Source organism: Dyadobacter diqingensis, from assembly GCF_024220585.1.
Lineage (GTDB): Bacteria > Bacteroidota > Bacteroidia > Cytophagales > Spirosomataceae > Dyadobacter > Dyadobacter diqingensis.
Genome location: NZ_JAMXKF010000015.1, coordinates 1 through 23,295 on the forward strand (window position 1 = coordinate 1; position 23,295 = coordinate 23,295).

Sequence of the window (23,295 nt, forward strand, 5' to 3'; positions counted from 1 at the left end):
GAGCTTTTTTCACGATTAATTCTCTGAGAAGTTTAGATAAATGAAAGAGGGTGCCTCAAGACTAATTTGAGACGCCCTCTTTTTACTAACAGCTAATCGCCAACCGCTGGCTTAAACTTCCATAATTTCTTTTTCCTTGGCAGAAAGAATTTGCTCAACTTTTGAAACATAGCTATTGGTAAGCTGCTGAACACGGTCCTCACTAAGTTTTACCAAATCTTCTGCAACGCCTTCTTTCGTTAATTTACGAAGCGCATTGTTCGCATCCTGACGAATGTTGCGGATGTTGATCTTGGCTGTCTCAACCTCGTTTTTCGCACGTTTCGCAAGCTCACGACGACGTTCTTCATTAAGAGGCGGAACAGAGATACGGATCATTTCCCCGTCGTTAGAAGGAGCAAAACCCAGGTTTCCGTTACGGATCGCTTTCTCAATGTCATTGATGATTTTTCTTTCAAACGGCTTAATGGCAATCGTCCTTGCATCCGGCGTATTGATCGTCGCTACGTTGGCTAAAGGCGTCATTGAGCCGTAGTATTCAATCTGGAGGCCGTCCAGCATTTGAGGAGAGGCTTTTCCGGCGCGTATTTTTCCGAGTTCAATAATAAGGTGTTTAATCGCACCTTCCATTGTGTCCTTAGCGTCGTCCAGATATAATTCTATTTCTTCCATGATTTACTTGGTGGTATTGTTTTTCTATTAATTCGATATCAAAGTCCCAACTTCTCCACCCATCACCAGGTCAAAAAGATTGCCGGGCTTGTTCATATCAAAAACGATGATCGGGACATTGTTTTCTTTACAAAGTGTGAATGCGGTCAGGTCCATGATCTTAAGATTTTTGGACAATGCTTCGTCGAAAGTAAGCTGCGTATATTTTGTCGCAGTAGGGTCTTTTTCAGGATCGGCTGTGTAAACACCGTCTACACGTGTACCTTTCAATACAACTTCCGATTCAGATTCTATGGCACGAAGACCGGCTGTTGTATCGGTTGTGAAATAAGGATTTCCCGTACCTGCTCCAAAGATTACGATACGGCCCTTTTCCAGATGACGTACTGCGCGGCGGCGGATCAATGGCTCGCAAACCTGCTCCATTTTGATCGCTGACATCAGACGGGTACGCATGCCGTGTTTTTCAAGAGAACTCTGAATGGCCATCCCGTTAATAACAGTAGCTAACATGCCCATATGGTCGCCCTGAACTCTGTCAATACCGGATTTTTCTACCGACGCTCCCCGGAAAATATTTCCTCCTCCAATAACGATTGCTATTTGTACACCTGCATCCGCAATTTTCCTGATCTCACTTGAATAGCTGTCCAGAATGTTAAAATCGATTACTTGTGTTTTATCTCCACCGTTGAGTGCTTCTCCGCTAAGTTTGAGAAGGATACGTTTGTATTTTGGTTCGGGCATGATTTGTTTGTTGGTGTTTTATTTTGTAAAAATAAGGGTAGGCAGTTCAGATTACCAAGGAATTTATTGAAACTCTATCAATACCTGGTTTTTTTCCACAATCTCGCCCGGTATGACCTTTACGGTTTTTACAACGCCGCTACCGGATGACTTAATAATATTTTCCATCTTCATCGCTACCAAAACCAGTAAGGTGTCGCCTTTCTCCACTTCCTGGCCTGGTGTTACCGCAATAGACTGGATAAGTCCGGGCATGGGCGCTTTAAGATTGTTGATTTTTTTTGTGGCCGTTGCCTGCATACCAAGTCCTTCCAGCAAAAGATCAAACTGGTCTTTTGCCGATGTTTCGTAAGGTTGACCGTTGATCAGCAGTTTAAAAGTTTTGTCGGCGATATTGGCTTCTTCTACCTCGACGGTGAAAGAACGGTTTTGCCAGAGTACATGAAACAGGCTGTCGCTTAGCTTTATGATGTCTCCGTCAAAAATATCCTCACCGATCTGCCACTGGTTATCCTTTTGGGTTAACTCAAAAGATTCATCCTGCGTCGCGGTATCGCCGCTGTTTTTACCACCTACTTTAATTTTTAGCATAAGGCTTCGCTGTATTCCAGTACGACTTCGTTGAGTATTTCATCCAGTTCTTCAAAAGTCATACCCTCTACCAGGCGCATGCGGAAGGGTTTGAAATGTTCCAGTCCTTTAAAATAATTGGTATAATGACGTCTCATTTCGAAAACTCCGGCAATCGGCCCTTTCCAGCGAATGGAAAATTCCAGATGGCGGCGGCAGACAGCCACACGCTCAGCCAGGGTGGGAGGAGCCAGTTTTTCGCCGGTTTTTACAAAATGTTTTATCTCATTAAAAATCCACGGATTACCGATGGTAGCACGGCCGATCATGATCCCGTCCACACCAAAGCGGTTTTTATATTCCAGCGCTTTTTCAGGACTGTCCACATCGCCATTTCCAAAAATAGGAATCGTGATGCGCGGATTATCTTTTATTCTGGATATCAGGGTCCAGTCAGCCTCCCCTTTGTACATTTGCACACGGGTTCTTCCATGTACGGAAAGTGCCTGAATACCGATATCCTGTAATCTTTCTGCGACTTCCTGAACATTTTTAGTGCTTTCATCCCATCCCAGCCTTGTTTTCACAGTCACCGGCAAATGCGTGGATTTAATAACAGATTCTGTCATCCGAACCATTTTAGGCACATCCTGTAACAGCGCAGCGCCGGCTCCGCGGCAAGCTACATTTTTTACCGGACAACCATAATTAATATCGATCAGATCCGGATTAACCTTCGACGCAATTTCTGCGCAGGAACCCATCGTTTCCACATCGCTGCCAAAAAGCTGGATACCCACAGGTCTTTCATATTCAAAAATGTCCAGCTTTTGCACACTTTTTGCTGCGTCACGAATTAATCCTTCCGAAGAAATAAATTCTGTGTACATCAAATCCGCACCGTTTTCCTTGCATACAGCCCTAAAGGGCGGATCACTCACATCCTCCATCGGCGCAAGCAGCAGCGGAAAATCGCTCAGTTCTATTTTACCTATTTTTACCATTTATTATGTGTCAGGATATGCCTGAGAACAGAATTTATAAAGGTTTTAATCACCTATTCTTATCCATCAACAGTCACCCGATATTTTTAAATTCATAATTAGCTGTAAATTTACACCAATTATGCAAAAAAGTTATTCAAATTTGGTACATACACGAGTGCCCGGTACATTGGGAGGTTTGTTGGTCTTGGTTGGTTTCGTGCTTATTGGAATGGCTGTTGGTAATGTATTGGCAATTCTTATCCTCGCATTGATAACTTCTTCTGATGCAGATAGTATCACAGGTTTGATGACAGAATTGTTTATTCATCCTGAAAATATTCCCAACGGGTGGATTGCCATGATGGTTCTGCAGGGGACAGTGCACTTTTTTTCTTATCTGCTGCCCTCGCTTCTGTATTGGTTTTATATGGAGCGCAAAGATTTGCAGGATTTTAATTTCAGGAAAAAACCGGCGCTTGCGACCTGGTTTCTTTCGGCGATCGTGGTTCTGGTTTTTATTCCGATCAACAGCCAGTTTATTGAATGGAATTCCAACATGGTATTTCCCGAATCCTGGTCGTGGCTGGAAACATGGATGCGCGACAAAGAGGATCAGAATGCCATGCTGACGCGTTTTATGACCAATTATCAGGAGGTTGGCCAGTTGGTCGTTGCGCTGACTGTTGTGGTGCTTCTTCCTGCTTTAGGCGAGGAGGTATTGTTTCGCGGCATTATACAACGTAAACTTGCACAACATTGGGCCAATGTACATGTTGCAATTTGGGTTTCGGCTGCGGTTTTCAGTGCAATTCACTTTCAATTCTACGGATTTTTGCCGCGCATGATACTCGGGGCACTATTCGGATATTTGTATTATTGGTCTGGCAGGTTATCGGTAGCGATACTGGCACATTTTGTCAACAACGGATTCGTGTTGGTGATGATGTTTTTATACAACACAAAAGTGCTGAAAGTTAATATTGAAGAAATCAAGACGATGCCATGGACGACAATCCTGGCCTCAATTGTTTTGACGACTGCCATTTTATTCGAGATCAGAAAAACCGGGCTGAAGCAGAAAACTCTGGCTTAGAAAATTATAAGTAACAATTAAAAACACTCAGAATAGCGAAGTCACAGGACTTGCACAGAGTAACATTTATGGACGAAAATTGGGGAAAGGTATATCATACCAGGCAGATGATTCGGGCGGAAATAGCCAGAGAAATATTGGAACAAAATGGAATTGCGGCTGTCATTGTCAATAAGCAGGATAGTAGCTATCCAATTTTCGGGATGTGTGAGGTGCACGTTCCTATGACAGATCTTGTTCGGGCTCAAACCATTTTATCTAATGAAGACTCCCTTGCAGAATCTGAGTAATTTACAACAGCGCACCATCACCGGACTCATAGGATTCGTTATCATTCTTGGGTGTATACTTTACAGCGAATGGAGCTTTTTGCTGCTTTTCTGTACGATCAGTTCATTAACGCAACTGGAATTCTACAAGCTGTTAGGCCTGGACGGAAATCAGCCTTTGACTTATTATGGTACCTTCTGTGGCACAGTTATGATGTTATTGGCGTACCTGATAGAACAGGATCTGGTTTCTTTTGAAAACTATTTCATTATCAGTCCTTTATTGTCGATGATCTTTTTTATCAAACTTTATAAAAAGAATGATTTAAAACCATTTACGAATATTGGCTTTACTTTTTTAGGGATAATTTACGTGGCGTTGCCTTTTTCTTTAATTATTGTGATGGCAATGCGCGGCGGGATTTATAACTACGAGATCGTATTGGGCAGTTTGCTTTTGCTTTGGGCATCGGATATCGGAGGATATTTCGCAGGAACAAAATTTGGTAAACGTAAGCTCTTTGAGCGTATCTCTCCTAAAAAATCCTGGGAAGGTGCGATGGGCAGTGCAGCTTTCGCAGCAGTGATCGCTTTTGTCCTCGGGCATTATTTCCGTACTTTCGAGCCCTGGAAATGGTATTGCATCGGTGCGATCATTGTGGTGGTCGGTACTTACGGCGACCTTGTTGAGTCGTTGTTCAAGCGTAGTATTGCCATCAAGGATTCGGGGAATAGTATCCCCGGTCATGGTGGGTTTTTGGATCGTTTTGATGGATTATTGCTTTCGGCACCGTTCATCGTGACATTCCTGAAATTGTTTTCATAACCAGCGTATTAATAGCTTGTCCGGGCAATGCATCCCATGTTCAGTCGTTTTTGAATAATAGGAACGCTTTTTTTAACTTGTATTGAGAAAAATTTAAAATATATTAAAGTCGGCTTTAATCAACTATAACCCTTACAGTGCCTGAATATGAGGATGCCGGTACTGAATAACGACCTGTAAAGAATGAAAAAAGGATTTTTAATATATTTTGTAATACTTGCAAGCGTACTATGTGGGCAGGAGGTTTTGGCACAGGGTGAGCAAAAGGCGATTATTTTCAATGGTGTGGTTGTGGGCGGAAAAAGTACCGACAGATTACCCGGAGCTTATATCTTTATCCCAAAGGCTGGAAAAGGGACTTTGGCGGATAGCAGAGGTAACTTTACAATACCTGTTTTTCCCGGCGATAGTATCATTTACAGCTATGTAGGTTATAAAAAACAATATCACGTCATACCCCGAAATTATAACGCGGATACATATTCCGCCATTGTAGCGATGCAGGAAGATGTGACGATGCTTTCCGAGGTTAAAATTTATCCGTGGAAAACCGAAGAAGAATTCAAAAAGGCATTTTTGGCACTTAAATTGCCGGATCAGGCCGATCGTGATGCCCTGGCGCGCAGCACCGATCCTGACTATATTAACCGTATGGCGGCTCAGGTGCCTAACAATGCACAGACCAATTTCCGTTATACGATCGATCAACAGCTTTTTGGCCGCGAATCAGCAGCAGGAAAAGGTTTTGCAACAACGTTTCCATTCCTGAATCCTTTTGCCTGGGCAAATTTTATCAAATCTGTTAAAAAAGGTGATCTTAAACAGAAAGAATGGAGGAAAGAACTAAATAATGCGCCTCGCGAAAGTATAACGAGACAAGATATTCTGAAGAAAAATGAGGAGTTTGATAATCCTAAAAAGGAGGAGAAGTAATTCCGGAATTTGTTAAAAAACCTTAAAATCCATCCTTGAAAGGGCTGGATTTTTTTGTTATCTGTTTTTCGGGTACAGATTGATTAAGTTTGAAAAAAAGTTCTGACTCCCGTAAGTCACATCTCAACCAACAACGGAAAAAATATGGCAAACACAGTTTTAAAATATTTCATCATTTTTATCTGTGTTATGGGTGTACACAATCTGTATGCGCAGGGAGAACAGAAGGCGATTGTTTTTACGGGCGTCGTAGTGGGAGGGAAAACCACCGTCCGTTTGCCGGGAGCTTATATATTTATTCCCAAAGCCGGAACTGGCAGGTTGGCTGGCAATGACGGTTCGTTTACGATCAATGTATTTCCCGGCGATAGTATTGTGTATAGCTATGTGGGTTATAAAAAACAATATCATGTAATTCCGAGAAATTACAATGCCGGAACTTATTCGGCCATTGTTTCCCTGCATGAGGATGTGATGATGCTTTCGGAAGTTAAAATTTATCCTTATTCCACGGAGGAAGATTTCAAAAGAGCCCTTTTGGCTTTAAAATTGCCGGATCAGGCGGATCGGGATGCACTGGCAAAAAGTACAGAGTCTGAATATATTAAAAAACTGGCGGCGCAGGTGCCCAATAATGCGCAAACCAATTACCGTTACACCATAGACCAGCAGCTTTTTGGTCGGGAATCTGCGGCGGGAAAAAGTTTTGCTCCTACATTTCAATTCCTGAATCCGTTTGCCTGGGCGAAATTTATCAAATCGGTGAAAAATGGTGATTTGAAACCAAAAGAATGGCGTAAAGAACTGAATGATTCGCCGCTGGAAAGGATCAACAAACAGGATGTATTCAATAAAAATGATGCGTTTGGAACGCCCTGACGGGAAGAGTCTCTATTTGAATTGATTTAATTTCATTGCTTCCCCGTCAAAAGCTGCATAAGCCTGGTGTGCTTGCTTTGTTACCCATTCTCCCAAATTAATATACCGGCTCCGCTCGTTCACCGTGAGGTCCAGCATTAAATGCCGGTGCCCGAAAATATAATAATCATGGTGTGTTTCTTTTTCAACTTCTTTACAATAGATCAGAAGCCATTCGTGATCGTCACCCATAAATTGTTCTTCTCCCTTATTAATATTGGCAATACGGCTTCGTTTTGACCATTCGGAAGCGATCCACATGCCAACGTCCGGATGCACAATTCTAAAAATCCACTGGAAAAAGGAATTTTCGAAAATACGTTTCAGGATTTTGTAAACTTTATCACCCGGCCCCAGGCCGTCGCCATGCCCGACAAGAATTGATTTCTTCAAGCCTGCACTGTTGGTAATTTCAAAATTTACAGGATTACGATAAATCGTCGCACCGATCTCGTCTTTGAGATAACCGAACATCCACATATCATGATTTCCGGTAAAAAGGATCAGCTCAATGCCGCGATCGGAAAGTTCCGCAAGTTTTCCTAGAAGTCTTGTAAATCCTTTTGGGATAACGTGCCCGTATTCAAACCAGAAATCGAAAATATCTCCGACCAGAAAAATGATCTGAGCATCATGTTCGATGGATTCCAGCCATTTAACGATCAGTCTTTCACGGTCTCTGCTTTTTTCGGCCGAGGGAACGCCAAGATGGAAATCTGAGGAAAAATAAACACGGCGACCTTCGCGTAATGTGACTGACTTTGTTTCGAAATTGAAATTCATGCGATGTATACAAATGCTCCGCAATTTACAATCTTCCGCGTAAATGACACGCCTTCACGCACGTGAATATGTGTTTGCCGGTAACTCAGTTGATGTAGTATTCAAGTAAGATATTTTGTAATTTTATACAAGACGGGTCAAAGTTCATTCACTTAATTCATTGACAATCATGTTTAAAAAAATATCGCTTTTGATTGTTTTCACTTGCTTTTCATGGGGGCTAAAAGCGCAGATCCGTATCAATGATCCGGGAAAAGTTGCAGAAAGGCAGGCTGAATACCGTGCAAACCGGAAGGTTGACCAGGCTGTGGACAAGGGTTTGGATAAAATGGAAGAGGGGATTGGGAATTTGTTTAAGAAAAAAGATAAAAAGGCAAAAGAAGGTCAGGCGTCGGATAAGAGCGAAAAACAAAACAATGGCGGTGAAGATAGTGGAAGTAAGGGAGCTGATGGAGAAAGCGAAAATGTGGCAGCTAAGGCCGGGAAACCTACGCTGCAATCATACAGCAAATTCGACTTCATTCCGGGAGAAAAAATTGTAGCAGTCGAAGATTTTTCGCAGGATGCCGTAGGGGATTTTCCTGCCAAATGGAATACCAATTCCTCAGGAGAGATCGTGACGATTGCCGGGACAGAAGGCAAATGGCTGATGCTGGGGCCGGAAGGCGTTTTTTATCCTGAATTTATCACGAAACTACCCGAAAATTTTACGTTTGAATTTAATCTGGCTACGACTTCTGAGTTTAGCTTTTATTCCGGCGCATTAAGAACGGTCATTGCTGAACTGGAAAATCCTGCTAAAAGTTTTTCGAATTGGAAATGGTATGACGGCGATAAAGCCAAGGGGTTGGAACTTGGCCTTCATCCTTATTCTGCGGGTGGGAAACAAGGTTCTGCCACTTTTGACATTTTTGAAAATCGGGCAGAATCCATCATGAAAAATGACAAGGAAATTCCGGCATTCCACGTTCCTGAACACAATGTTGTCAAAGTTTCTGTTTGGAGGCAAAAGTCCAGGTTGAGATTGTATGTGGATGATTACAAAGTGTGGGATTTGCCGAGGGCATTTAATCCTGCAACGAACTATAATTTCATTGCTTTCAGTAATCAGGGTTATCATAAAGAGACGGATCGTTTTTTTGTTTCAAATCTACGCCTTGCCGTGGGGGCGCCGGATACGCGCAACAAATTAATTACCGAGGGCAAGTTTTCAACGACCGGGATATTGTTCGACGTGAATTCTGCAACGATAAAGCCGGAATCGTTTGGTGTGCTGAAAGACATTGCGGCAGTGTTAAATGAAAATGCCGCAGTAAAGGTTAAAATTATCGGACATACAGATGCTGATGGGGAAGATGGCAGCAATCTGGCATTATCCAAAAAAAGATCTGAGTCGGTAAAGGAAGCTTTAATCCGGGATTTTGGAATTGATAAGGCCAGGCTTGAAACAGACGGGAAAGGTGAAGGTGAACCGGTTTCGCCCAATACTTCGGCCGAAGGGAAAGCCAGTAACCGCCGGGTTGAGTTTGTCAAATTATGAAGTAATCATGGTTTTTTGACGGTCTCTTTTTAGCTTGCGGGCATTAATTATTTATGTTATGCTAAGAAAAATTTCCAGTTATCTTTTCCTCGTTTTGTTGGTTTCAGGAACCAATATTTTACTTGCTCAGGCGCCAAAAAAGCCGGTCTTGCAAAGAGCTACCCAATGGAAACCTGAAAAAGGGCAGTATTATTTTACCCATGCGCTCACCTTTGAGTACGAAAACAAATCGGATAAAAAGAAGGGTGAGGTTGTGATTTATGTAGATCCTGTGACTGGCACCATGTGTTTCAAACGTGAAGACAGTTATGGGCAGACGGGAAAAAACTTTGATTTTATCATTGCGTTCCAGGATGGGAAGTATATCTATTGCGGCGCTGACGAAGCGGGTAAGAAGATGAAAATTATCGAGAAAGTAGAAGAGGTAAAACCAGATGCTGAAACACTGAAACAGCAGAAAGAGGATTTCAATACCTATTGCATTCCAACGGGCAACAAACGAAAAGATTTTGGATGGGAGAGTATCGAATACGAACTGTCGTACGCCCGGTCGGAGGAAAAGGATAAGTTGTGGCTGACGACAACGCCGTTCGGTATTTACCCTTTGTATGGTTTTGAGCTGATTGAAAATGTGGCCAGTCTGCCGGTTTCATTCGACTACACCTATATCTTCGGAAACCGCCAGTTGCTCACAGAAATGAATTCGAAGGATGCCGTGCTGAAACTCAAAAGTTATGAGCCTAATCCCTTCCTGGCCATTACCCGGGGATATCCCGAGGTAAAAGTTGGGGACTAGGCTCAAAATATTTATTGCAACGCTTCTCTTTCCGCCATTACTTCGGAAAGGGGGCGTAAATTTGCCGGAATTTCCACTTCTTCCTCTTCTGCGGTGTATGGGAATACATCCAGAATAGGCGTTAGGTTCAGGTCTGTCGTTTCGTAAGGAATAAGCATGGTGCGCAGGCTCTCTGTGATGCGCTGCAATGCCTGATCGATCCCGTCAGCGTTCACAAGCATATAATTCACCACCTTTTTCTCTTTGCCGCTTTTTTCATCCACAGAGAAATACACCACTTTGGCTTTAAACCACTTTTCTCCGTCTTCATAAGAAAACAAATCTGCAAGACGCATTCTTGAAATAGCCATTACACTGAAATCACTGGCGCCGGTAACGATCTGCTTGTAAAGTCTCGCTTCCGATTCGGTGTAGGAAACTGCATCTACAAGATATGTTTCATTAATTGTTTTAAGACTCCCTGCTTCGTCTTCCTTTTGGTAACGTATTTTTCCTAAATACCAGCTTGCCATTGTAGTCTGTTTTTGAATTAAAGTGGTTGTAAAAGTCTGCAAAGGTAGGTGCTGGAAGTAAGGCTTGCAACAAGATTTTTATCAAAAAACATTCGGATTGATTATCCGTCCGACGGTGAAAAAACCGTCGGACGGAATCGCCCGTCTGATGGCTTCTCTGCCATCAGACGGGTATCCAGGAAATGTTTCGGCAATAATTTTCAGATAACCGGAAGCTTATTTCCTGTTTTGAGCCAGGAAATTCAATAAATAAGCCTTTATGCAAAAAAGTAATTACAAAAGAATAATGCTGAACAGGTATGCGCGTTGTAGTAGCTACTGTTTATCTTGCAAAAAATTTTAAACACACAATGAAAAAACAAATTTGGGTTATCGCGATTTTGGCTACGGTTGGATTATTTACAAGCTGTGGTGTAAGTCGTCAGGTTTCGGAAGCGAAAGCATTCGGTGATTGTAAATATAAAATTGCCTCAGCCGACAGTATTTATCTGGCTGGAGTTGATGTCCGTGAGTTCAGAAATATTAAAAGCATCAGTGATCTGGATCTGGCCAGATATCCACGGTTAGGTCTTGCGCTTCTAAGAAAAGATGTTCCGCTTGACTTACGTGTCAATCTGGATATCAACAATCCAACACGTAAAAAGGCGGCAATTAATCAGCTGGAGTATAAGGTTTTGCTGACTAACAGCGAGATTTTCAATGGCTTTTTGAACGAAAAAATCGAGGTTTATCCGGGCAGTGGCAGTACACGCGTTCCTGTGAAACTGAGCGCTAACGTGTATAAGTTGTTGACGAACGACGCCACGAGAGACGAATTTATCAATATGGTTCTGGCTTTGTCCGGAAAATCGGGTTCAAAACCGACCAAATTTACTGTGAAAGTTAAACCAACACTTGATCTTGCCGGAAAGCAGATCAATTATCCTGGTTACCTTACTTTCGACCAGGAAATTACAACAGATATGATTTTAGGCATCAACAAATAAATATTAACAACAAAAATCAGCATGCAAATCCTCACTTATAACCTCAACGGAATCCGCGCAGCGTTAAAAAATGGCTTATTGGAATGGTTAAAGGACAAATCCTTTGATGTCTTGTGTTTTCAGGAAGTAAAGGCGACACCGGATGTGGTGGATTTGTCGGGATTCGCGGAGTTGGGTTATGAGCTGATCGGTTGGCATGCTGCTGAAAAAAAAGGATATAGCGGTGTGGCTATTTTTTCCAAAATCAAGCCGGATCTTGTTTCGGTAGGATTGAATTTACCGGTTTACGATACGGAAGGCCGGATTCTTCGTGCTGATTTTGGAAATATCACGTTACTGAACTGTTATTTCCCATCCGGGACGAGCGGAGAAATCCGCCAGAGTGTAAAAATGAGTTTTCTGGAAGATTTTAATAATTGGGTGAATATGCTTCGTATCGAGCGTCCGAACCTGATTATTTGCGGAGACTATAACATTGCGCATACCGAGATTGATATCCACGACCCGAAAGGAAATAAGAAGTCTTCGGGCTTTTTGCCGGAAGAAAGAGAGTGGATGACGAGATGGTTTGGGAGCGGTTATACGGATGCTTTCAGATTTAAAAACCCGGAGTTGCAGGAGTATTCCTGGTGGACTTACCGGTCGGGGGCAAGAGCCAATAACAAGGGCTGGCGCATCGACTACATTTCGGTTGCAGATACGCTTAAAGACAGAATTGTCGGAAGCAGACAATTTAACGATGCCGTCCATTCAGATCACTGTCCGGTTTGGCTGGAAATTGAATAGGTTAACAGAGCCGAATCATATCTGTCTTTATCAATAAATATTTTGTATTTTTGATTAAGACGGAAAATAAAGTAAGTTATGAATATCTCCATGCCTGTAACTTTGAAAATGGGAGAACTGATGAGCGATGAAGACTTCTTTCAGTTTTGCCAGATGAACGACACATTAGAGTTCGAAAGAGACGCGCATGGAAATATTATACTTATGTCACCGACAGGTGCTTTTGCCAGTAACTTCAATTCTCGGGTTTTAGGTAATTTGTTTGTCTGGAATGAAAAATCACGTTTAGGAGAATCGTTTGATTCGTCAACCGGTTTTACTTTGCCAAACGGAGCCGTTCGTTCTCCTGATGCGTCCTGGATTAAACATGAAAAATGGAATCTTCAATTGAACAAAATTATCCGGTGAGTTGATACTTCCCGGGTTCGTCCTTGATCTGGAATCACTTATTAAATAAAATTTGGACTTCTCTTCGTCCATAACCAGCATACCTTTGTTTCGCTACTTTTTAATCTACAAACCTTTTGGAATGCTTTCACAATTCAGTCGTGAAGGTGACCATACCACACTCGCTGACCTTGATTTCAGTTTTCCAAAAGATATATATCCCGTTGGCAGACTGGATGCCGACAGCGAGGGGCTTCTTTTGCTGACCAATGATAACTACCTCAAAACAAAACTGCTCGAACCCCGAAACCGCCATAAGCGGACTTACTATGTGCAGGTGGAGGGTGAAATTACTAGTGAAGCTTGTCATCAGCTGGCCGATGGTGTGAAAATCTCGATCAATGGGAAAGCATATCAGACCCTGCCGGCATCAGCTTCCAGACTGGATGAGCCTGCGCTTCCGGAAAGAAATCCGCCTATCCGTTTTCGTAAAAATATTCCTACTTCCTGGGTATCGGTGACATTGCATGAGGGGAAAAACCGGCAGGTTCGGCGCATGACCGCTGCTGTGGGATTTCCAACCTTACGCCTTGTGCGCTGGGCGATTGGAAAAATTAATCTTGCCGATTTTAGCGCCGAGGGAGCTAAACCGGGGGACGTATGGGAAGTTACAGAAAAAGAAGTCAGGCGGCTCACTCTATGACCAAAAATCTTACTTGATAAAACAACTATTTGGACTTGCCAAACCGGATAGAAGGGTTAATTTTGTAGTTATCCTGTTTTCAAAATAATTATTAGTTGGCAAAGGAACAAAAAGAAACTCCGCTTAATAAACAGTATAATCAGATAAAAGCCAAGTATCCCGGCGCATTGCTACTGTTTCGGGTTGGCGATTTTTACGAAACATTCGGAGAAGACGCTATTCGTGCATCCAAAATTCTTGGTATTGTACTCACACGCCGTAACAATGGCGGATCGCATGAAGAGCTGGCGGGTTTTCCGCATCATTCACTGGACAATTATCTTCCCAAACTGGTTCGCGCCGGCGAACGTGTTGCAATTTGTGACCAGCTGGAAGATCCTTCTCAGGCAAAAGGTATTGTAAAACGCGGCGTCACGGAACTGGTAACTCCCGGTGTTTCCATGAACGATAACGTGCTGGACACGCGGAGGAACAATTATCTGGCGGCAGTCCATGTGGGTGCAGATGATTCATACGGTATTGCGTTCCTGGATATTTCGACGGGTGAGTTCATGACCTCTCAGGGAAATGCTGCGTATGTCGACAAAATGCTTCAGGGTTTTACGCCGTCCGAAGTACTTTTTTGTAAAAAACATAAGCAGGAATTCAACCAGCTGTTTGGCGGAAAGTTTCATACGTTTCAGCTTGAAGACTGGTGTTTTGGTTATGACTACGGTTATGAACAACTTACAACGCATTTCAGCACCACCACGCTAAAAGGTTTTGGTATTGAAAATCTCAGGCTGGGAATTGTTGCTGCGGGTGTGATTCTGCACTATCTGAAAGAAACGGAACACAGGGAGGTAAGTCATATCAGCCGTGTTACGCGCCTGGAAGAGGAAAAATATGTGTGGCTCGACAGATTTACGGTCCGTAACCTTGAACTCGTTTTTCCGCAACAGGAAGGCGGCGTACCCTTAATCCAGATTCTGGATCAAACGGTGACGCCAATGGGCGCGCGGTTATTGAGACGCTGGGTGGTATTACCGTTAAAGGAAAAATTGCCGATTGAAGAGCGGCTTAATACGGTTGAGTTTTTTCTTCAGAATGATGAACTTCATGAATCCATTTCCCAATATCTTAAACAGATCGGTGACCTCGAACGGTTGATCTCAAAAGTGGCGGTTCGCCGGATCAGTCCGCGCGAAATGGTACAGTTGAAAAAATCGTTGAAACAGATCGGGCCTATCAAGGAAATACTGGGCAAGATATCTTCAACACACAACAGTTACGCGGTTCTGAATAAATATGCAGATCAGCTTAATCTGTGTACGTTTTTGGTTGACAAAATTGAAAATGAGCTAAGAGAAGACGCGCCATTGCTGATTAACCAGGGTGGGATGATCAAGAGCGGCATCGATGCCGAACTGGACGAACTGCATGCGATTTCCCGAGAAGGAAAAGGGTTCTTGCTAAAACTGCAAAACGAGGAAACGGAGCGTACGGGAATTCCTTCTCTAAAAATTGCTTACAACCGGGTTTTTGGATATTATCTGGAGGTTACCAATTCGCATAAAAACAAGGTACCCGAAGAGTGGATCCGTAAGCAGACACTTGTCAACTGCGAACGTTACATTACGCCCGAACTGAAAGAATACGAAGAGAAAATTCTGAATGCGGAAGACAAGATCTCGGCGATTGAATTCCGTATTTTCTCAGAACTGATCCTGACAGCGGCTGAGTACGTGGGTACGATCCAGCAAAACGCGGTCGTTATTTCGACATTGGATGCGTTGGGTTCTTTTGCAACAACGGCCCGGAAAAACAACTATGTCAAGCCTGTTATCAACGATGGCAAGATACTGGATATCAAGGACGGTCGTCATGCTGTAATTGAGCAGCAATTGCCGCTGGGCGAAAGTTATGTACCCAACGATGTTTTTCTTGACAATGAAACCCAGCAGATCATCATTATTACCGGGCCAAACATGGCGGGTAAGTCTGCATTGCTGCGTCAAACGGCGCTGATCGTGCTGATGGCACAAATGGGAAGTTATGTGCCTGCCAGCGCCGCAACGCTCGGGATTGTTGACAAGATATTTACACGGGTAGGAGCGAGCGACAACCTGAGCAGGGGAGAAAGTACGTTTATGGTGGAAATGACCGAAACGGCCAGTATTCTTAACAATTTAAGCGACAGGAGTCTGGTTTTGATGGATGAAATCGGGCGTGGTACGAGCACGTATGACGGTGTTTCGATTGCCTGGGCGATCACAGAATATCTGCATAATCAACCCTCACTAAAACCCAAGACACTTTTTGCTACGCATTATCATGAATTAAATCAGCTTGCTGACGACTTTCCGCGCATCAAAAACTTCAATGTTGCCGTAAAGGAAGTGGACAACAAAGTGATATTTCTGCGGAAACTGAAACCGGGTGGCAGCGAGCACAGCTTTGGTATCCATGTGGCGCAAATAGCGGGGATGCCCCAGCCGATCGTATTGCGTGCAAGCGAAATTATGCACCATCTGGAAAAGGACCATGTGGCAGAAAAGCATAACAAAAAGGTGAAGGAAATGCCAAAGAATAATTTTCAGCTGAGCATTTTCGAACCGGCAGATCCGAGACTTGAACAGTTGAAAGAAAGTTTGTCTTTGCTTGATGTTAACACATTGTCGCCAATTGAAGCACTTTTGAAACTAAACGAGTTTCAAAAGATGGTTCAGAAAAAATAATAAACCAGCAGTGAAAGCTGCACCTTTTTGTATTAATAACTCCTAATCTTTTTTATGAAAAATCTGACGCGTTATCAGTTAATGGCCATGATGTTTCTCCTTTATTTTATATGGGGATCGTGGTATGGCCAAATGAGTAAGTACATGTTTAGTGAGCTGCATGCCACAGGTGTGCAGGTGGGTAGTGCGTATGCGGCGTTTTCAATTGCCATGATCATTGCGCCGTTTTTTGTAGGTTTAATTGCCGACAGGTACTTCGCTGCGCAGAAGGTTTTGGGTGTATTGAGTTTGGCCGGCGCTGTGTTGTTATATGTCCTCACCGGGATTAAAGATGCGGATACTTTCTTCTGGGTGATTTTGGCCTATTGCATCACTTTTGCACCAACAATGGCCTTGACTACTTCCATTGCGATGTCTCACGTAAAGGATTCGGAAAAAGATTTCCCAACCATCCGTGTGATGGGAACAGTGGCGTGGATTGTGGTTTCGAATATCATCGGTTACTATGGTCTTGGAAACAGCGTACGGATTTTTGAAATCTCGATGATTACGGCGGCTGTTCTGGGTGTTTATTCTTTTTTCCTTCCAAACACGCCTCCAAAACCAAGCACGAATACCTCTTTCTCTGCGATTTTAGGATTGGATGCTTTCAAGCTTTTTAAAGATCGTTCCTTTGCGATTTTCTTTATTTCATCGCTGCTGATTTGTATTCCTTTGTCGTTTTACTATGCAATGGCCAATCCGTCTCTGACAGATTCAGGAATGACTAATGTTGAGAACAAAATGTCCCTTGGACAGGCTTCCGAGGTTGTATTTATGTTGCTGATTCCTCTGGCGTTTTCTCGTCTGGGTGTGAAATGGATGCTTATCGTAGGGCTTATTGCCTGGATTGTCCGTTTTGTAGGATTCGGTTACGGTGATGCTTCAAGCGAATGGTTATTGTATCTGGCAATTGTTTTACACGGTGTTTGCTATGACTTCTTTTTTGTGACAGGGCAAATTTATACAGACAGCAAAGCGGGAGATAAATATCGTTCATCTGCACAAGGTTTGATTGCCATCGCAACTTATGGTATTGGTATGGGGATCGGTTCCTGGATTGCAGGTATCGTTGCCGATATGTATACCGTGGAGGGTGTGAAAAACTGGACAAGCATCTGGATGGTGCCCGCAGGCATTGCAGCGATCGTTCTTGTGTTGTTTATACTTTTCTTCCAGGACAACAAAGTTAAAGCGGAAGCGTGAAAGGAATACTGACCATCGGCCTGCTGATCATGTCCAATGCCTTTATGACATTGGCCTGGTACGGACATTTGAAATTCAAGGAGCTTGCCTGGTTTAGTAAACTGGGTATCGTTTCGATTATTCTGATTAGTTGGGGAATCGCTCTCTTTGAATATTGTTTTCAGGTGCCTGCAAACAGACTTGGCTTTGATGAAAACGGCGGACCGTTTTCGTTATTACAGCTGAAAGTGATTCAGGAGGTTATTACGCTGGTCGTGTTCATTATCTTTTCAACGCTGTTTTTCAAAAATGAAACATTCAGGCTGAATCATTTAATTGGGTTCATATTTCTGGTTTTGGCTGTCTATTTTATTTTTAAGAAATAGTTTTCGGGTTTCACGCAAAGCAAAAAAGATAAAACGCAGAGGTCGCAAAGTTGATTTGCTGCCTCTGCGTTTTTTAGTAAAATTCAATTAATTTGAAGGCTATCGGGATTTGCTGTTGGTATAGTGTATTATTGGATAGTCAGCTGTTGAGCAGTTAGCTGTTGGATTGTTAGCTGTTGGGCGTAGTCTCCAGACTACGTCCGAGCGTCATCGGTTTCCGACCGAAACGATAAGATTAAAATTGATTTATGGAATAATAATCTGTTTCTGCGGTCGGAGACCGTGTGACACACAGACGTAGTCTGGAGGTTACGCCTAACGACTTAACAGAACAGCAGCCTACGCCCAACATAAGACAGGCCATGAGGCGAACTTCATGGCCTGTCTTATGTTAAAAATATAATTTCAGAAATTGGTCGTATTTTCAATTATCACCAGTCATCTCTGTCTCTGGAATCACCTCTTTTAGAGCCGCCGCCTTTTTTGTAATCTCCATCTCTGCCGCCGCGGCCATAATCAGATTTAGGTTTTCCTCCATATCCGCCGCTGCCACCGCCGTAACCTCCGCCACCGCTGTTTCCACCACCGCTATATCCTCCACCGCCTCCACTGTATCCACCACCGGCAGGCTTGTTTCTTCCAAAGCTGGAACTTCTGTCGCCTCCTCCGCTACTCGTTCTTGGCTGATCACCCGACGTTCTTTCTTTTTTCTGCGATTCGTTAACTACTAAAGGTCTACCGTACATTTCAACCCCGTTCAACTCACTTATGGCTAGTTTAGCCTGTTCCTCATCAGGCATTTCTACAAACCCAAACCCTTTGCTTTGACGTGTAATTTTGTCAATAATAATTTTTGCGGAGCTTACTTCACCAAATTTCTCAAAAGCTTCACGCAACTCGCTTTCTTTTAACTTAAAAGAAAGACTCCCAACAAAAATGTCCATAGAAATGCCTGTTTTTTTAATTTTGTTTTGTTCTGTTAAATATATTTATTTTAACTGATATGCTACCACACTATTTTTGAAAAATGTTGGTACATATACAATCTTTTTAACCGGATCATAGCCGATATCTGCTGTATTGCTCGTTGCAGGCCGTGTATCCAGTATCAGTTCTTTCGATCCGTCCGATTTTACATAATAAACAGCACCTGCCCAGGAAGACACAATATATTCACCTGGTTTTACCTGTTCGATGCCGTCTGTGCTCTTTTCCATGCCTTCGGCAATGGTCGTTGCTTTTTTGCTGGCATCCAGTCTGATCAATGATCCGCTGTCGAGGATCAGCAAATCCGAGCCAACCGCCAGTAACCCGTTCGGGCGCGTCAGTGTTTCGTAATACGTAGAAATTTTACCGTCTTTCAACAAATGAACTTTATGAAGATCGGAGTCAGACACGTAAATGTTTCCCTTCGCATCAATGGTCAGGTCATTTAAAAATTTAGCTCCTTCGACCGGATACTTTTGAAGAATTTTTCCGGTTTTGAAGTCAATTTCTACGATGTCTGTAACGTCCGCAACATAAAATTTAGAGCCTAATTTGCCCATTCCTTTTGGCGCATTAAGTCCCGATACCCAGTTTAGATCAATGATTTTCCCGTCCAGCCCTACTTTTCCAATCGCTCCTTTTCCATCCTTTTCGCCAGATTTTCCGTCAATTTGAGCTACATACAGCAGTTTATCTGTTGCACTGTAAAACACAGACTCTGGCACGGGAATCGTGGCTTCTGTTGCCCAGATTTGTGTCAAGGTATTTTGAGCCTGCGCGGTCAAAGCAGCAGAAGTGGCTAGTAATGCAGTTAATAAAATGTTTTTGGTTTTCATCCGGCCTTTGTTTTGGTTAGCTTTTAAGAAATAGATAGGAATATTAACTGAACATAAATTTGTTATACCAAAGCTAAATAAAAAAATACAAAAAAAGTCCGGTCGTTTCTGACCGAACTTTTTTAAATTTTTTGCAAAAGTAGCGTTACTTCTTCTTTTTGGCTTTTTTCTTGCCCGTAGTAACAGGCTCTTCTACGACTTTCGTCAAGTCTTTGATGCGGATATTTCTGAATTTCAGCGGAGAACCGTGTCCAAGGAAACCAAGATGCCCCGAGGTATTTTTCAAGCCCGGATGTTCACGGTGGTCTGCGGTTCCGTTTTTGCTTGCTTCCGCAAGATCCCCTTCGGTGATCACTGTTCCGTTCAAGGTTACCTTGATTTTAGAACCTTTCAGATAAACCTCTTCGTAGTTCCATTCGCCCAAAGGTTTCAGATATCCGCGTTTTGCAGGAATAATCCCGTATGCTGAACCGTGATACTGATACTCTTTCAAATCCTTATAAATGTCAGCATCGTTATCCAGAATCTGAATCTCCGTTCCGACATAAGCAGCGTCGCCTTCCAGCGGTGTACGAATTCCTAGTCCGTTGTTCGCACCAGGCGTAAGTTGGAATTCAAAACGGAAAACGAAGTCGCTGTACTCGTCTTTTGAATAAAGATTGCCTTTTCCGCCGCCGTGAGGATTCAATACCATTTCACCATTTTGACTTGTGTAATCCGTGGTATTGCCGGTCCATTCGTGCATGTTGGTGCCGTCGAAAAGGATTTTGTAACCTTCTTTCTTTTCTTCTTCTGAAAGAACAAACGGTTCCGGACGAGGGATTTCGCGAACATAGATATCACGGTAATAAATGATGTTTCCGTGTGCCTGCAATTCCAGTTGTTCTTTTACAAAAATTGGCAATTTACGGTCCCAGTAGTTTTCAAGAATTACGTTATCAACTACTTTTTCCCCGTTTAACTCCACAGTCACACGGTCGCCGATCATGGTAATGTGGAAATTATTCCAGTCGCCGATGGCGTTGTCAGCAAGTTTGGTCGGGTTTTTAGGATTTTTTGCATTGTTATACAAACCTCCCGAACCCACCTGCGCACCAACTTCCACACGCGAAGTATCCCAGATTTGAACCTGCGGCGTTCCGCGAAGATAAATTCCCGCATCACCTTTTGACTCAATTTTCCAGTCTACAAACATTTCAAAATCTCCGTATTGTTTTACAGTACAAAGGTTATCGCCATGACCTGAGAAAACCAGCTCGCCGTTTTTAGCAGCCCAGCCCGAACGCATCACTTCGTCCGCTTTTTTCTGTTTAAATGCCAAAGTATCGGCGCTCATTTTACCGCGTGCTATCGGATTTTCAACCAGACCTTTCCAGCCTGAAAGATCTTTTCCGTTGAACAACGAAACAAATCCGTCTCCCGCCTGCATCTCAGACAAGTGCTTACGGATCGATTCTTTCTGGTATTCAGCATCCTGTCCTTTTAAAACCGATGAAGTTTTTGTCAGAAGTGAACGAACTTCTTCACCCGTGAAATTTTTATTAGCCAGGCCAACACTCATCACAGCCTGAGCCGCAGCTTGCTGAACAGCACCGGTTGCGTCAAGATATTTACCGGCTAAAAGTAAGGAACCAAAGGTTTTATATTTCGGCAATTCTTTCAGGATCAGTTCTTTCTGTGCATCGGTTTTAGCGATATCAAGCGCATTGTGCAGCATCAAAACTTTATTAACCGGCGTTTTCGGCGATTTTGTAATGCCTGACACATAACCCGTTAACGCAAGATTGAAATCTTCGCTGTCGCTTGATTTTTTGGCGATCGCTAAAAGTTCGTTAGCAGCGCTTGCATCCGTCCAGTTGGAAAGTGCAGCGATGGCTGCTTTTTTAGAAACCGCATCGCCAGAATTGTAAGAAGAAACAACAGAAGTTAAAGCTTTGGCACCACCGATACTAGCCAAAACCGCAAGATAACGCGATTGTTTGTCGGCAGGAGAAGCAGTGATTTGTTTCAGGATAAGGTCGCTCTGAGCAGAGGCATTGCCTGAACCTTTCACACCGGTTATAACCGCTTTCTGAACAGCAGAAACTTCGTCAGCACTGTTTACTGAGTTCAAAAGTGTGAACAACTGAGGCAGGTCATTTGAAGTAGCCAATGATTTTAATGCGCTGAAAGCTGCCGTTTTCACTTCCGGATTTGCACTGGTCAGTAATGCCGAAACAGTACTCATTTTAGAACTGGCAGCTCTTGCGGCCAGCACATCAATGACAGCCGGTTGTGCAGTTGCAGGTAAAGCCGGCAATGCCGCAGCAAGCTGATCAACCACAGTATTTCCTTTCAAAGTCAAAAGCGTATTTTTAACGGCTTTTATTTCGTCAGCAGTTCCTTTTTTCAAGATGGGAAGTAATGCAGGCAGGCTGCTTTCCCCACCGATTTTTCCGGCGGCCCAGATCGCCGCGGTTTTTACTTTTGGATCTTTCGATAACAAAGATTTGGTTACGGCCGGCAAAGCGTCTTTCGACTCGGTACGTCCCAACATGTAGATGATCTCAGACTGAACTTCCGGCTTTACTTTTTTCAAAGCATTCAACCAAGGCGTAGTGCCGTCTGCCATCGTGTATTTTTGTCCCAGTTTCAATGCCGCAGCACGATACTCAGCATCAGTACTTTCCAGTGCTTTTACCAAAACAGGAACACTTTCACGTTTTTTGCTGTCTGCATAAATTTTCAAAGCAGCCGAACGCGCATCGGTCTGTTTTGGATCAACCAAAGAGGTTGTAAGTGTCAGCGTCGCTTTTTCTGCAATCGGTGCATTGCCTGTTAAAGACAAACGCGACAGATAATTCAGATAAGCGGCAGTGGAATTGGCTTCATCATAACCATAATTTGCTTTTTTTGCAGCAGCGGCTAATATCGTTTCCGAAGAAGGAACGCCGATTTCAGAAAGCGCGAATAAACTTACTTTACGCAGGTTAAGCGTTTCGCTTACAGCTGTTTTTTCAATGGCTGAGGCGGCATCTTTATAGCGACTTGCGCCCAATGCTTCCGTAATCGAGATTTGCGGATTGCCTTTTGCATTGGCCAAACCTTGCAATAATGCCTTTCCGGCAGCTTCCGATCCGATTCTTGCCAACGTTCTGGCGGCAGGTCCTGATAATTTTTCGTCAGTCAAAAATGTTGCTAATGTCGGAACCGCTTCGTCTTTACCAATTGTTTGCAGCTGGTAAATCAAAAACTGCTTACTTTCCGAAGCCTCCACTTTTGACAAAGCCTCAACATAGGCTTCGGCGGCTGTTTTACGCCATGCTTCTTTTCCAGCCTGTGCGGAATAATAAGTAAAACCACCCAAAGCATATTGCACTTTGCTATCGTCTCCTTTGCCCGGGGCTGCCAGCATCGTCGCAATCTGAACCAGACCTGGTTTTCCAAGTTCGGCCAGTTCATCCATGCTTTTCTTTAACTGTGTTGCATTATCAGCCGGAAGCTGCGCCAACAAATCGGCGATCCGGGTTGATAGGGTCCTGTTTTTATCCAATTGAGCCATTGCGCCCGTATTCAGCATACAGCAGGCAAGCAGCGCATATATAATTTTTTTCATGATTTGTTTTAAATGAATGAAACGGTTTCGCATTTTTCTCCAC

At 43.2% G+C, this 23,295-nt stretch carries 23 protein-coding genes; 14 read left to right on the forward strand and 9 right to left on the reverse strand.

Annotation, left to right across the window (positions count from 1 at the left end; translation table 11 throughout):
* Positions 1 to 111 precede the first annotated feature (111 nt).
* The 4 genes from frr to dusB form a co-directional block, all read right to left on the reverse strand.
* Positions 112 to 672 (reverse strand): ribosome recycling factor, encoded by a 561-nt coding sequence (frr, locus tag M1L62_RS27880; protein WP_254562924.1) that lies wholly within the window; start codon positions 670 to 672, stop codon positions 112 to 114.
* A gap of 27 nt (positions 673 to 699) precedes the next feature.
* Entirely contained in the window at positions 700 to 1,419 is a 720-nt protein-coding gene (gene pyrH, locus M1L62_RS27885) for a UMP kinase (RefSeq protein ID WP_254562925.1), read from the reverse strand.
* Between the two features lie 63 nt (positions 1,420 to 1,482).
* A complete protein-coding gene (locus M1L62_RS27890) occupies positions 1,483 to 2,010 on the reverse strand; it encodes an acyl-CoA carboxylase biotin carboxyl carrier protein subunit (RefSeq protein WP_254562926.1) in 528 nt (175 codons plus the stop codon).
* Positions 2,004 to 2,993, reverse strand: coding sequence for a tRNA dihydrouridine synthase DusB (gene dusB / locus M1L62_RS27895; RefSeq protein ID WP_254562927.1), 990 nt, complete (start codon positions 2,991 to 2,993; stop codon positions 2,004 to 2,006). Before dusB ends, M1L62_RS27890 begins: the two co-directional genes overlap by 7 nt.
* Before the next feature lie 121 nt (positions 2,994 to 3,114).
* Here dusB and M1L62_RS27900 point away from each other — a divergent pair, with 121 nt between their 5' ends.
* The 5 genes from M1L62_RS27900 (at position 3,115) to M1L62_RS27920 (ending at position 6,975) form a co-directional block, all read left to right on the forward strand.
* On the forward strand, positions 3,115 to 4,068 hold the full coding sequence (locus M1L62_RS27900; protein WP_254562928.1) for a CPBP family intramembrane glutamic endopeptidase: 954 nt from the start codon (positions 3,115 to 3,117) through the stop codon (positions 4,066 to 4,068).
* 68 nt (positions 4,069 to 4,136) lie between these two features.
* Positions 4,137 to 4,358, forward strand: a complete 222-nt coding sequence (locus M1L62_RS27905; protein ID WP_254562929.1) for a putative signal transducing protein — start codon at positions 4,137 to 4,139, stop codon at positions 4,356 to 4,358.
* Entirely contained in the window at positions 4,330 to 5,163 is an 834-nt protein-coding gene (locus M1L62_RS27910) for a phosphatidate cytidylyltransferase (protein WP_254562930.1), read from the forward strand. The genes M1L62_RS27905 and M1L62_RS27910 overlap by 29 nt, the downstream gene beginning before the upstream one ends.
* A 183-nt stretch (positions 5,164 to 5,346) precedes the next feature.
* Positions 5,347 to 6,096, forward strand: a complete 750-nt coding sequence (locus M1L62_RS27915) for a carboxypeptidase-like regulatory domain-containing protein (protein ID WP_254562931.1) — start codon at positions 5,347 to 5,349, stop codon at positions 6,094 to 6,096.
* A 144-nt stretch (positions 6,097 to 6,240) separates the two neighbouring features.
* Complete coding sequence (locus M1L62_RS27920; RefSeq protein ID WP_254562932.1) at positions 6,241 to 6,975, forward strand: carboxypeptidase-like regulatory domain-containing protein; 735 nt, start codon at positions 6,241 to 6,243, stop codon at positions 6,973 to 6,975.
* Between the two features lie 12 nt (positions 6,976 to 6,987).
* On the opposite strand, the gene M1L62_RS27925 is transcribed toward M1L62_RS27920, so the two are convergent.
* Complete coding sequence (locus tag M1L62_RS27925; RefSeq protein WP_254562933.1) at positions 6,988 to 7,797, reverse strand: UDP-2,3-diacylglucosamine diphosphatase; 810 nt, start codon at positions 7,795 to 7,797, stop codon at positions 6,988 to 6,990.
* Positions 7,798 to 7,966: 169 nt separating this feature from the next.
* Between M1L62_RS27925 and M1L62_RS27930 the strand changes: the two genes are divergently transcribed.
* Positions 7,967 to 9,337, forward strand: a complete 1,371-nt coding sequence (locus M1L62_RS27930; protein WP_254562934.1) for an OmpA family protein — start codon at positions 7,967 to 7,969, stop codon at positions 9,335 to 9,337.
* 58 nt (positions 9,338 to 9,395) lie between these two features.
* The gene (locus M1L62_RS27935; RefSeq protein ID WP_254562935.1) at positions 9,396 to 10,133 is read left to right on the forward strand and encodes a hypothetical protein; all 738 of its coding nucleotides are present in this window, start codon (positions 9,396 to 9,398) and stop codon (positions 10,131 to 10,133) included.
* Between the two features lie 11 nt (positions 10,134 to 10,144).
* On the opposite strand, the gene M1L62_RS27940 is transcribed toward M1L62_RS27935, so the two are convergent.
* Positions 10,145 to 10,645, reverse strand: a complete 501-nt coding sequence (locus M1L62_RS27940) for a DUF4494 domain-containing protein (protein WP_254562936.1) — start codon at positions 10,643 to 10,645, stop codon at positions 10,145 to 10,147.
* 350 nt (positions 10,646 to 10,995) lie between these two features.
* Here M1L62_RS27940 and M1L62_RS27945 point away from each other — a divergent pair, with 350 nt between their 5' ends.
* From M1L62_RS27945 to M1L62_RS27975, 7 genes are all read left to right on the forward strand, one after another.
* Positions 10,996 to 11,631 carry a hypothetical protein gene (locus M1L62_RS27945; protein ID WP_254562937.1) on the forward strand — a complete coding sequence of 212 codons (636 nt, stop codon included), beginning with the start codon at positions 10,996 to 10,998 and terminating at the stop codon, positions 11,629 to 11,631.
* Positions 11,632 to 11,652: 21 nt separating this feature from the next.
* On the forward strand, positions 11,653 to 12,417 hold the full coding sequence (locus M1L62_RS27950; RefSeq protein WP_254562938.1) for an exodeoxyribonuclease III: 765 nt from the start codon (positions 11,653 to 11,655) through the stop codon (positions 12,415 to 12,417).
* Between the two features lie 78 nt (positions 12,418 to 12,495).
* Positions 12,496 to 12,825: a Uma2 family endonuclease gene (locus M1L62_RS27955; protein ID WP_254562939.1), complete on the forward strand. Its 330-nt coding sequence runs from the start codon at positions 12,496 to 12,498 to the stop codon at positions 12,823 to 12,825.
* Positions 12,826 to 12,946: 121 nt separating this feature from the next.
* Positions 12,947 to 13,507: a pseudouridine synthase gene (locus tag M1L62_RS27960; protein ID WP_254562940.1), complete on the forward strand. Its 561-nt coding sequence runs from the start codon at positions 12,947 to 12,949 to the stop codon at positions 13,505 to 13,507.
* Between the two features lie 95 nt (positions 13,508 to 13,602).
* Complete coding sequence (mutS, locus tag M1L62_RS27965; protein WP_254562941.1) at positions 13,603 to 16,224, forward strand: DNA mismatch repair protein MutS; 2,622 nt, start codon at positions 13,603 to 13,605, stop codon at positions 16,222 to 16,224.
* A gap of 54 nt (positions 16,225 to 16,278) precedes the next feature.
* The gene (locus M1L62_RS27970; protein ID WP_254562942.1) at positions 16,279 to 17,469 is read left to right on the forward strand and encodes a nucleoside permease; all 1,191 of its coding nucleotides are present in this window, start codon (positions 16,279 to 16,281) and stop codon (positions 17,467 to 17,469) included.
* Positions 17,466 to 17,834 carry a DMT family protein gene (locus M1L62_RS27975; RefSeq protein WP_254562943.1) on the forward strand — a complete coding sequence of 123 codons (369 nt, stop codon included), beginning with the start codon at positions 17,466 to 17,468 and terminating at the stop codon, positions 17,832 to 17,834. Before M1L62_RS27970 ends, M1L62_RS27975 begins: the two co-directional genes overlap by 4 nt.
* Before the next feature lie 431 nt (positions 17,835 to 18,265).
* Here the strand turns inward: M1L62_RS27975 and rbp are convergent, their stop codons facing one another.
* From rbp to M1L62_RS27990, 3 genes are all read right to left on the reverse strand, one after another.
* Positions 18,266 to 18,778: an RNA-binding regulator gene (rbp, locus tag M1L62_RS27980; RefSeq protein ID WP_254562944.1), complete on the reverse strand. Its 513-nt coding sequence runs from the start codon at positions 18,776 to 18,778 to the stop codon at positions 18,266 to 18,268.
* Positions 18,779 to 18,823: 45 nt separating this feature from the next.
* Positions 18,824 to 19,657, reverse strand: coding sequence for an SMP-30/gluconolactonase/LRE family protein (locus tag M1L62_RS27985; RefSeq protein ID WP_254562945.1), 834 nt, complete (start codon positions 19,655 to 19,657; stop codon positions 18,824 to 18,826).
* A 145-nt stretch (positions 19,658 to 19,802) separates the two neighbouring features.
* Positions 19,803 to 23,252, reverse strand: a complete 3,450-nt coding sequence (locus M1L62_RS27990; protein WP_254562946.1) for a DUF1080 domain-containing protein — start codon at positions 23,250 to 23,252, stop codon at positions 19,803 to 19,805.
* Positions 23,253 to 23,295 lie beyond the last annotated feature (43 nt).

Excerpts from the sequence above, each read along its gene's own strand:
- M1L62_RS27935 (WP_254562935.1), top strand. The coding sequence starts at position 9,396 with ATGCTAAGAAAAATTTCCAGTTATCTTTTCCTCGTTTTGTTGGTTTCA.
- M1L62_RS27930 (WP_254562934.1), top strand. The coding sequence starts at position 7,967 with ATGTTTAAAAAAATATCGCTTTTGATTGTTTTCACTTGCTTTTCATGG.
- dusB (WP_254562927.1), bottom strand. The coding sequence starts at position 2,993 with ATGGTAAAAATAGGTAAAATAGAACTGAGCGATTTTCCGCTGCTGCTT.
- M1L62_RS27950 (WP_254562938.1), top strand. The coding sequence starts at position 11,653 with ATGCAAATCCTCACTTATAACCTCAACGGAATCCGCGCAGCGTTAAAA.
- M1L62_RS27925 (WP_254562933.1), bottom strand. The coding sequence starts at position 7,797 with ATGAATTTCAATTTCGAAACAAAGTCAGTCACATTACGCGAAGGTCGC.
- M1L62_RS27905 (WP_254562929.1), top strand. The coding sequence starts at position 4,137 with ATGGACGAAAATTGGGGAAAGGTATATCATACCAGGCAGATGATTCGG.
- M1L62_RS27910 (WP_254562930.1), top strand. The coding sequence starts at position 4,330 with ATGAAGACTCCCTTGCAGAATCTGAGTAATTTACAACAGCGCACCATC.
- M1L62_RS27920 (WP_254562932.1), top strand. The coding sequence starts at position 6,241 with ATGGCAAACACAGTTTTAAAATATTTCATCATTTTTATCTGTGTTATG.
- pyrH (WP_254562925.1), bottom strand. The coding sequence starts at position 1,419 with ATGCCCGAACCAAAATACAAACGTATCCTTCTCAAACTTAGCGGAGAA.
- M1L62_RS27960 (WP_254562940.1), top strand. The coding sequence starts at position 12,947 with ATGCTTTCACAATTCAGTCGTGAAGGTGACCATACCACACTCGCTGAC.
- M1L62_RS27890 (WP_254562926.1), bottom strand. The coding sequence starts at position 2,010 with ATGCTAAAAATTAAAGTAGGTGGTAAAAACAGCGGCGATACCGCGACG.
- M1L62_RS27970 (WP_254562942.1), top strand. The coding sequence starts at position 16,279 with ATGAAAAATCTGACGCGTTATCAGTTAATGGCCATGATGTTTCTCCTT.
- M1L62_RS27945 (WP_254562937.1), top strand. The coding sequence starts at position 10,996 with ATGAAAAAACAAATTTGGGTTATCGCGATTTTGGCTACGGTTGGATTA.
- M1L62_RS27985 (WP_254562945.1), bottom strand. The coding sequence starts at position 19,657 with ATGAAAACCAAAAACATTTTATTAACTGCATTACTAGCCACTTCTGCT.
- M1L62_RS27990 (WP_254562946.1), bottom strand. The coding sequence starts at position 23,252 with ATGAAAAAAATTATATATGCGCTGCTTGCCTGCTGTATGCTGAATACG.
- M1L62_RS27915 (WP_254562931.1), top strand. The coding sequence starts at position 5,347 with ATGAAAAAAGGATTTTTAATATATTTTGTAATACTTGCAAGCGTACTA.
- M1L62_RS27940 (WP_254562936.1), bottom strand. The coding sequence starts at position 10,645 with ATGGCAAGCTGGTATTTAGGAAAAATACGTTACCAAAAGGAAGACGAA.
- rbp (WP_254562944.1), bottom strand. The coding sequence starts at position 18,778 with ATGGACATTTTTGTTGGGAGTCTTTCTTTTAAGTTAAAAGAAAGCGAG.
- frr (WP_254562924.1), bottom strand. The coding sequence starts at position 672 with ATGGAAGAAATAGAATTATATCTGGACGACGCTAAGGACACAATGGAA.
- M1L62_RS27955 (WP_254562939.1), top strand. The coding sequence starts at position 12,496 with ATGAATATCTCCATGCCTGTAACTTTGAAAATGGGAGAACTGATGAGC.
- M1L62_RS27900 (WP_254562928.1), top strand. The coding sequence starts at position 3,115 with ATGCAAAAAAGTTATTCAAATTTGGTACATACACGAGTGCCCGGTACA.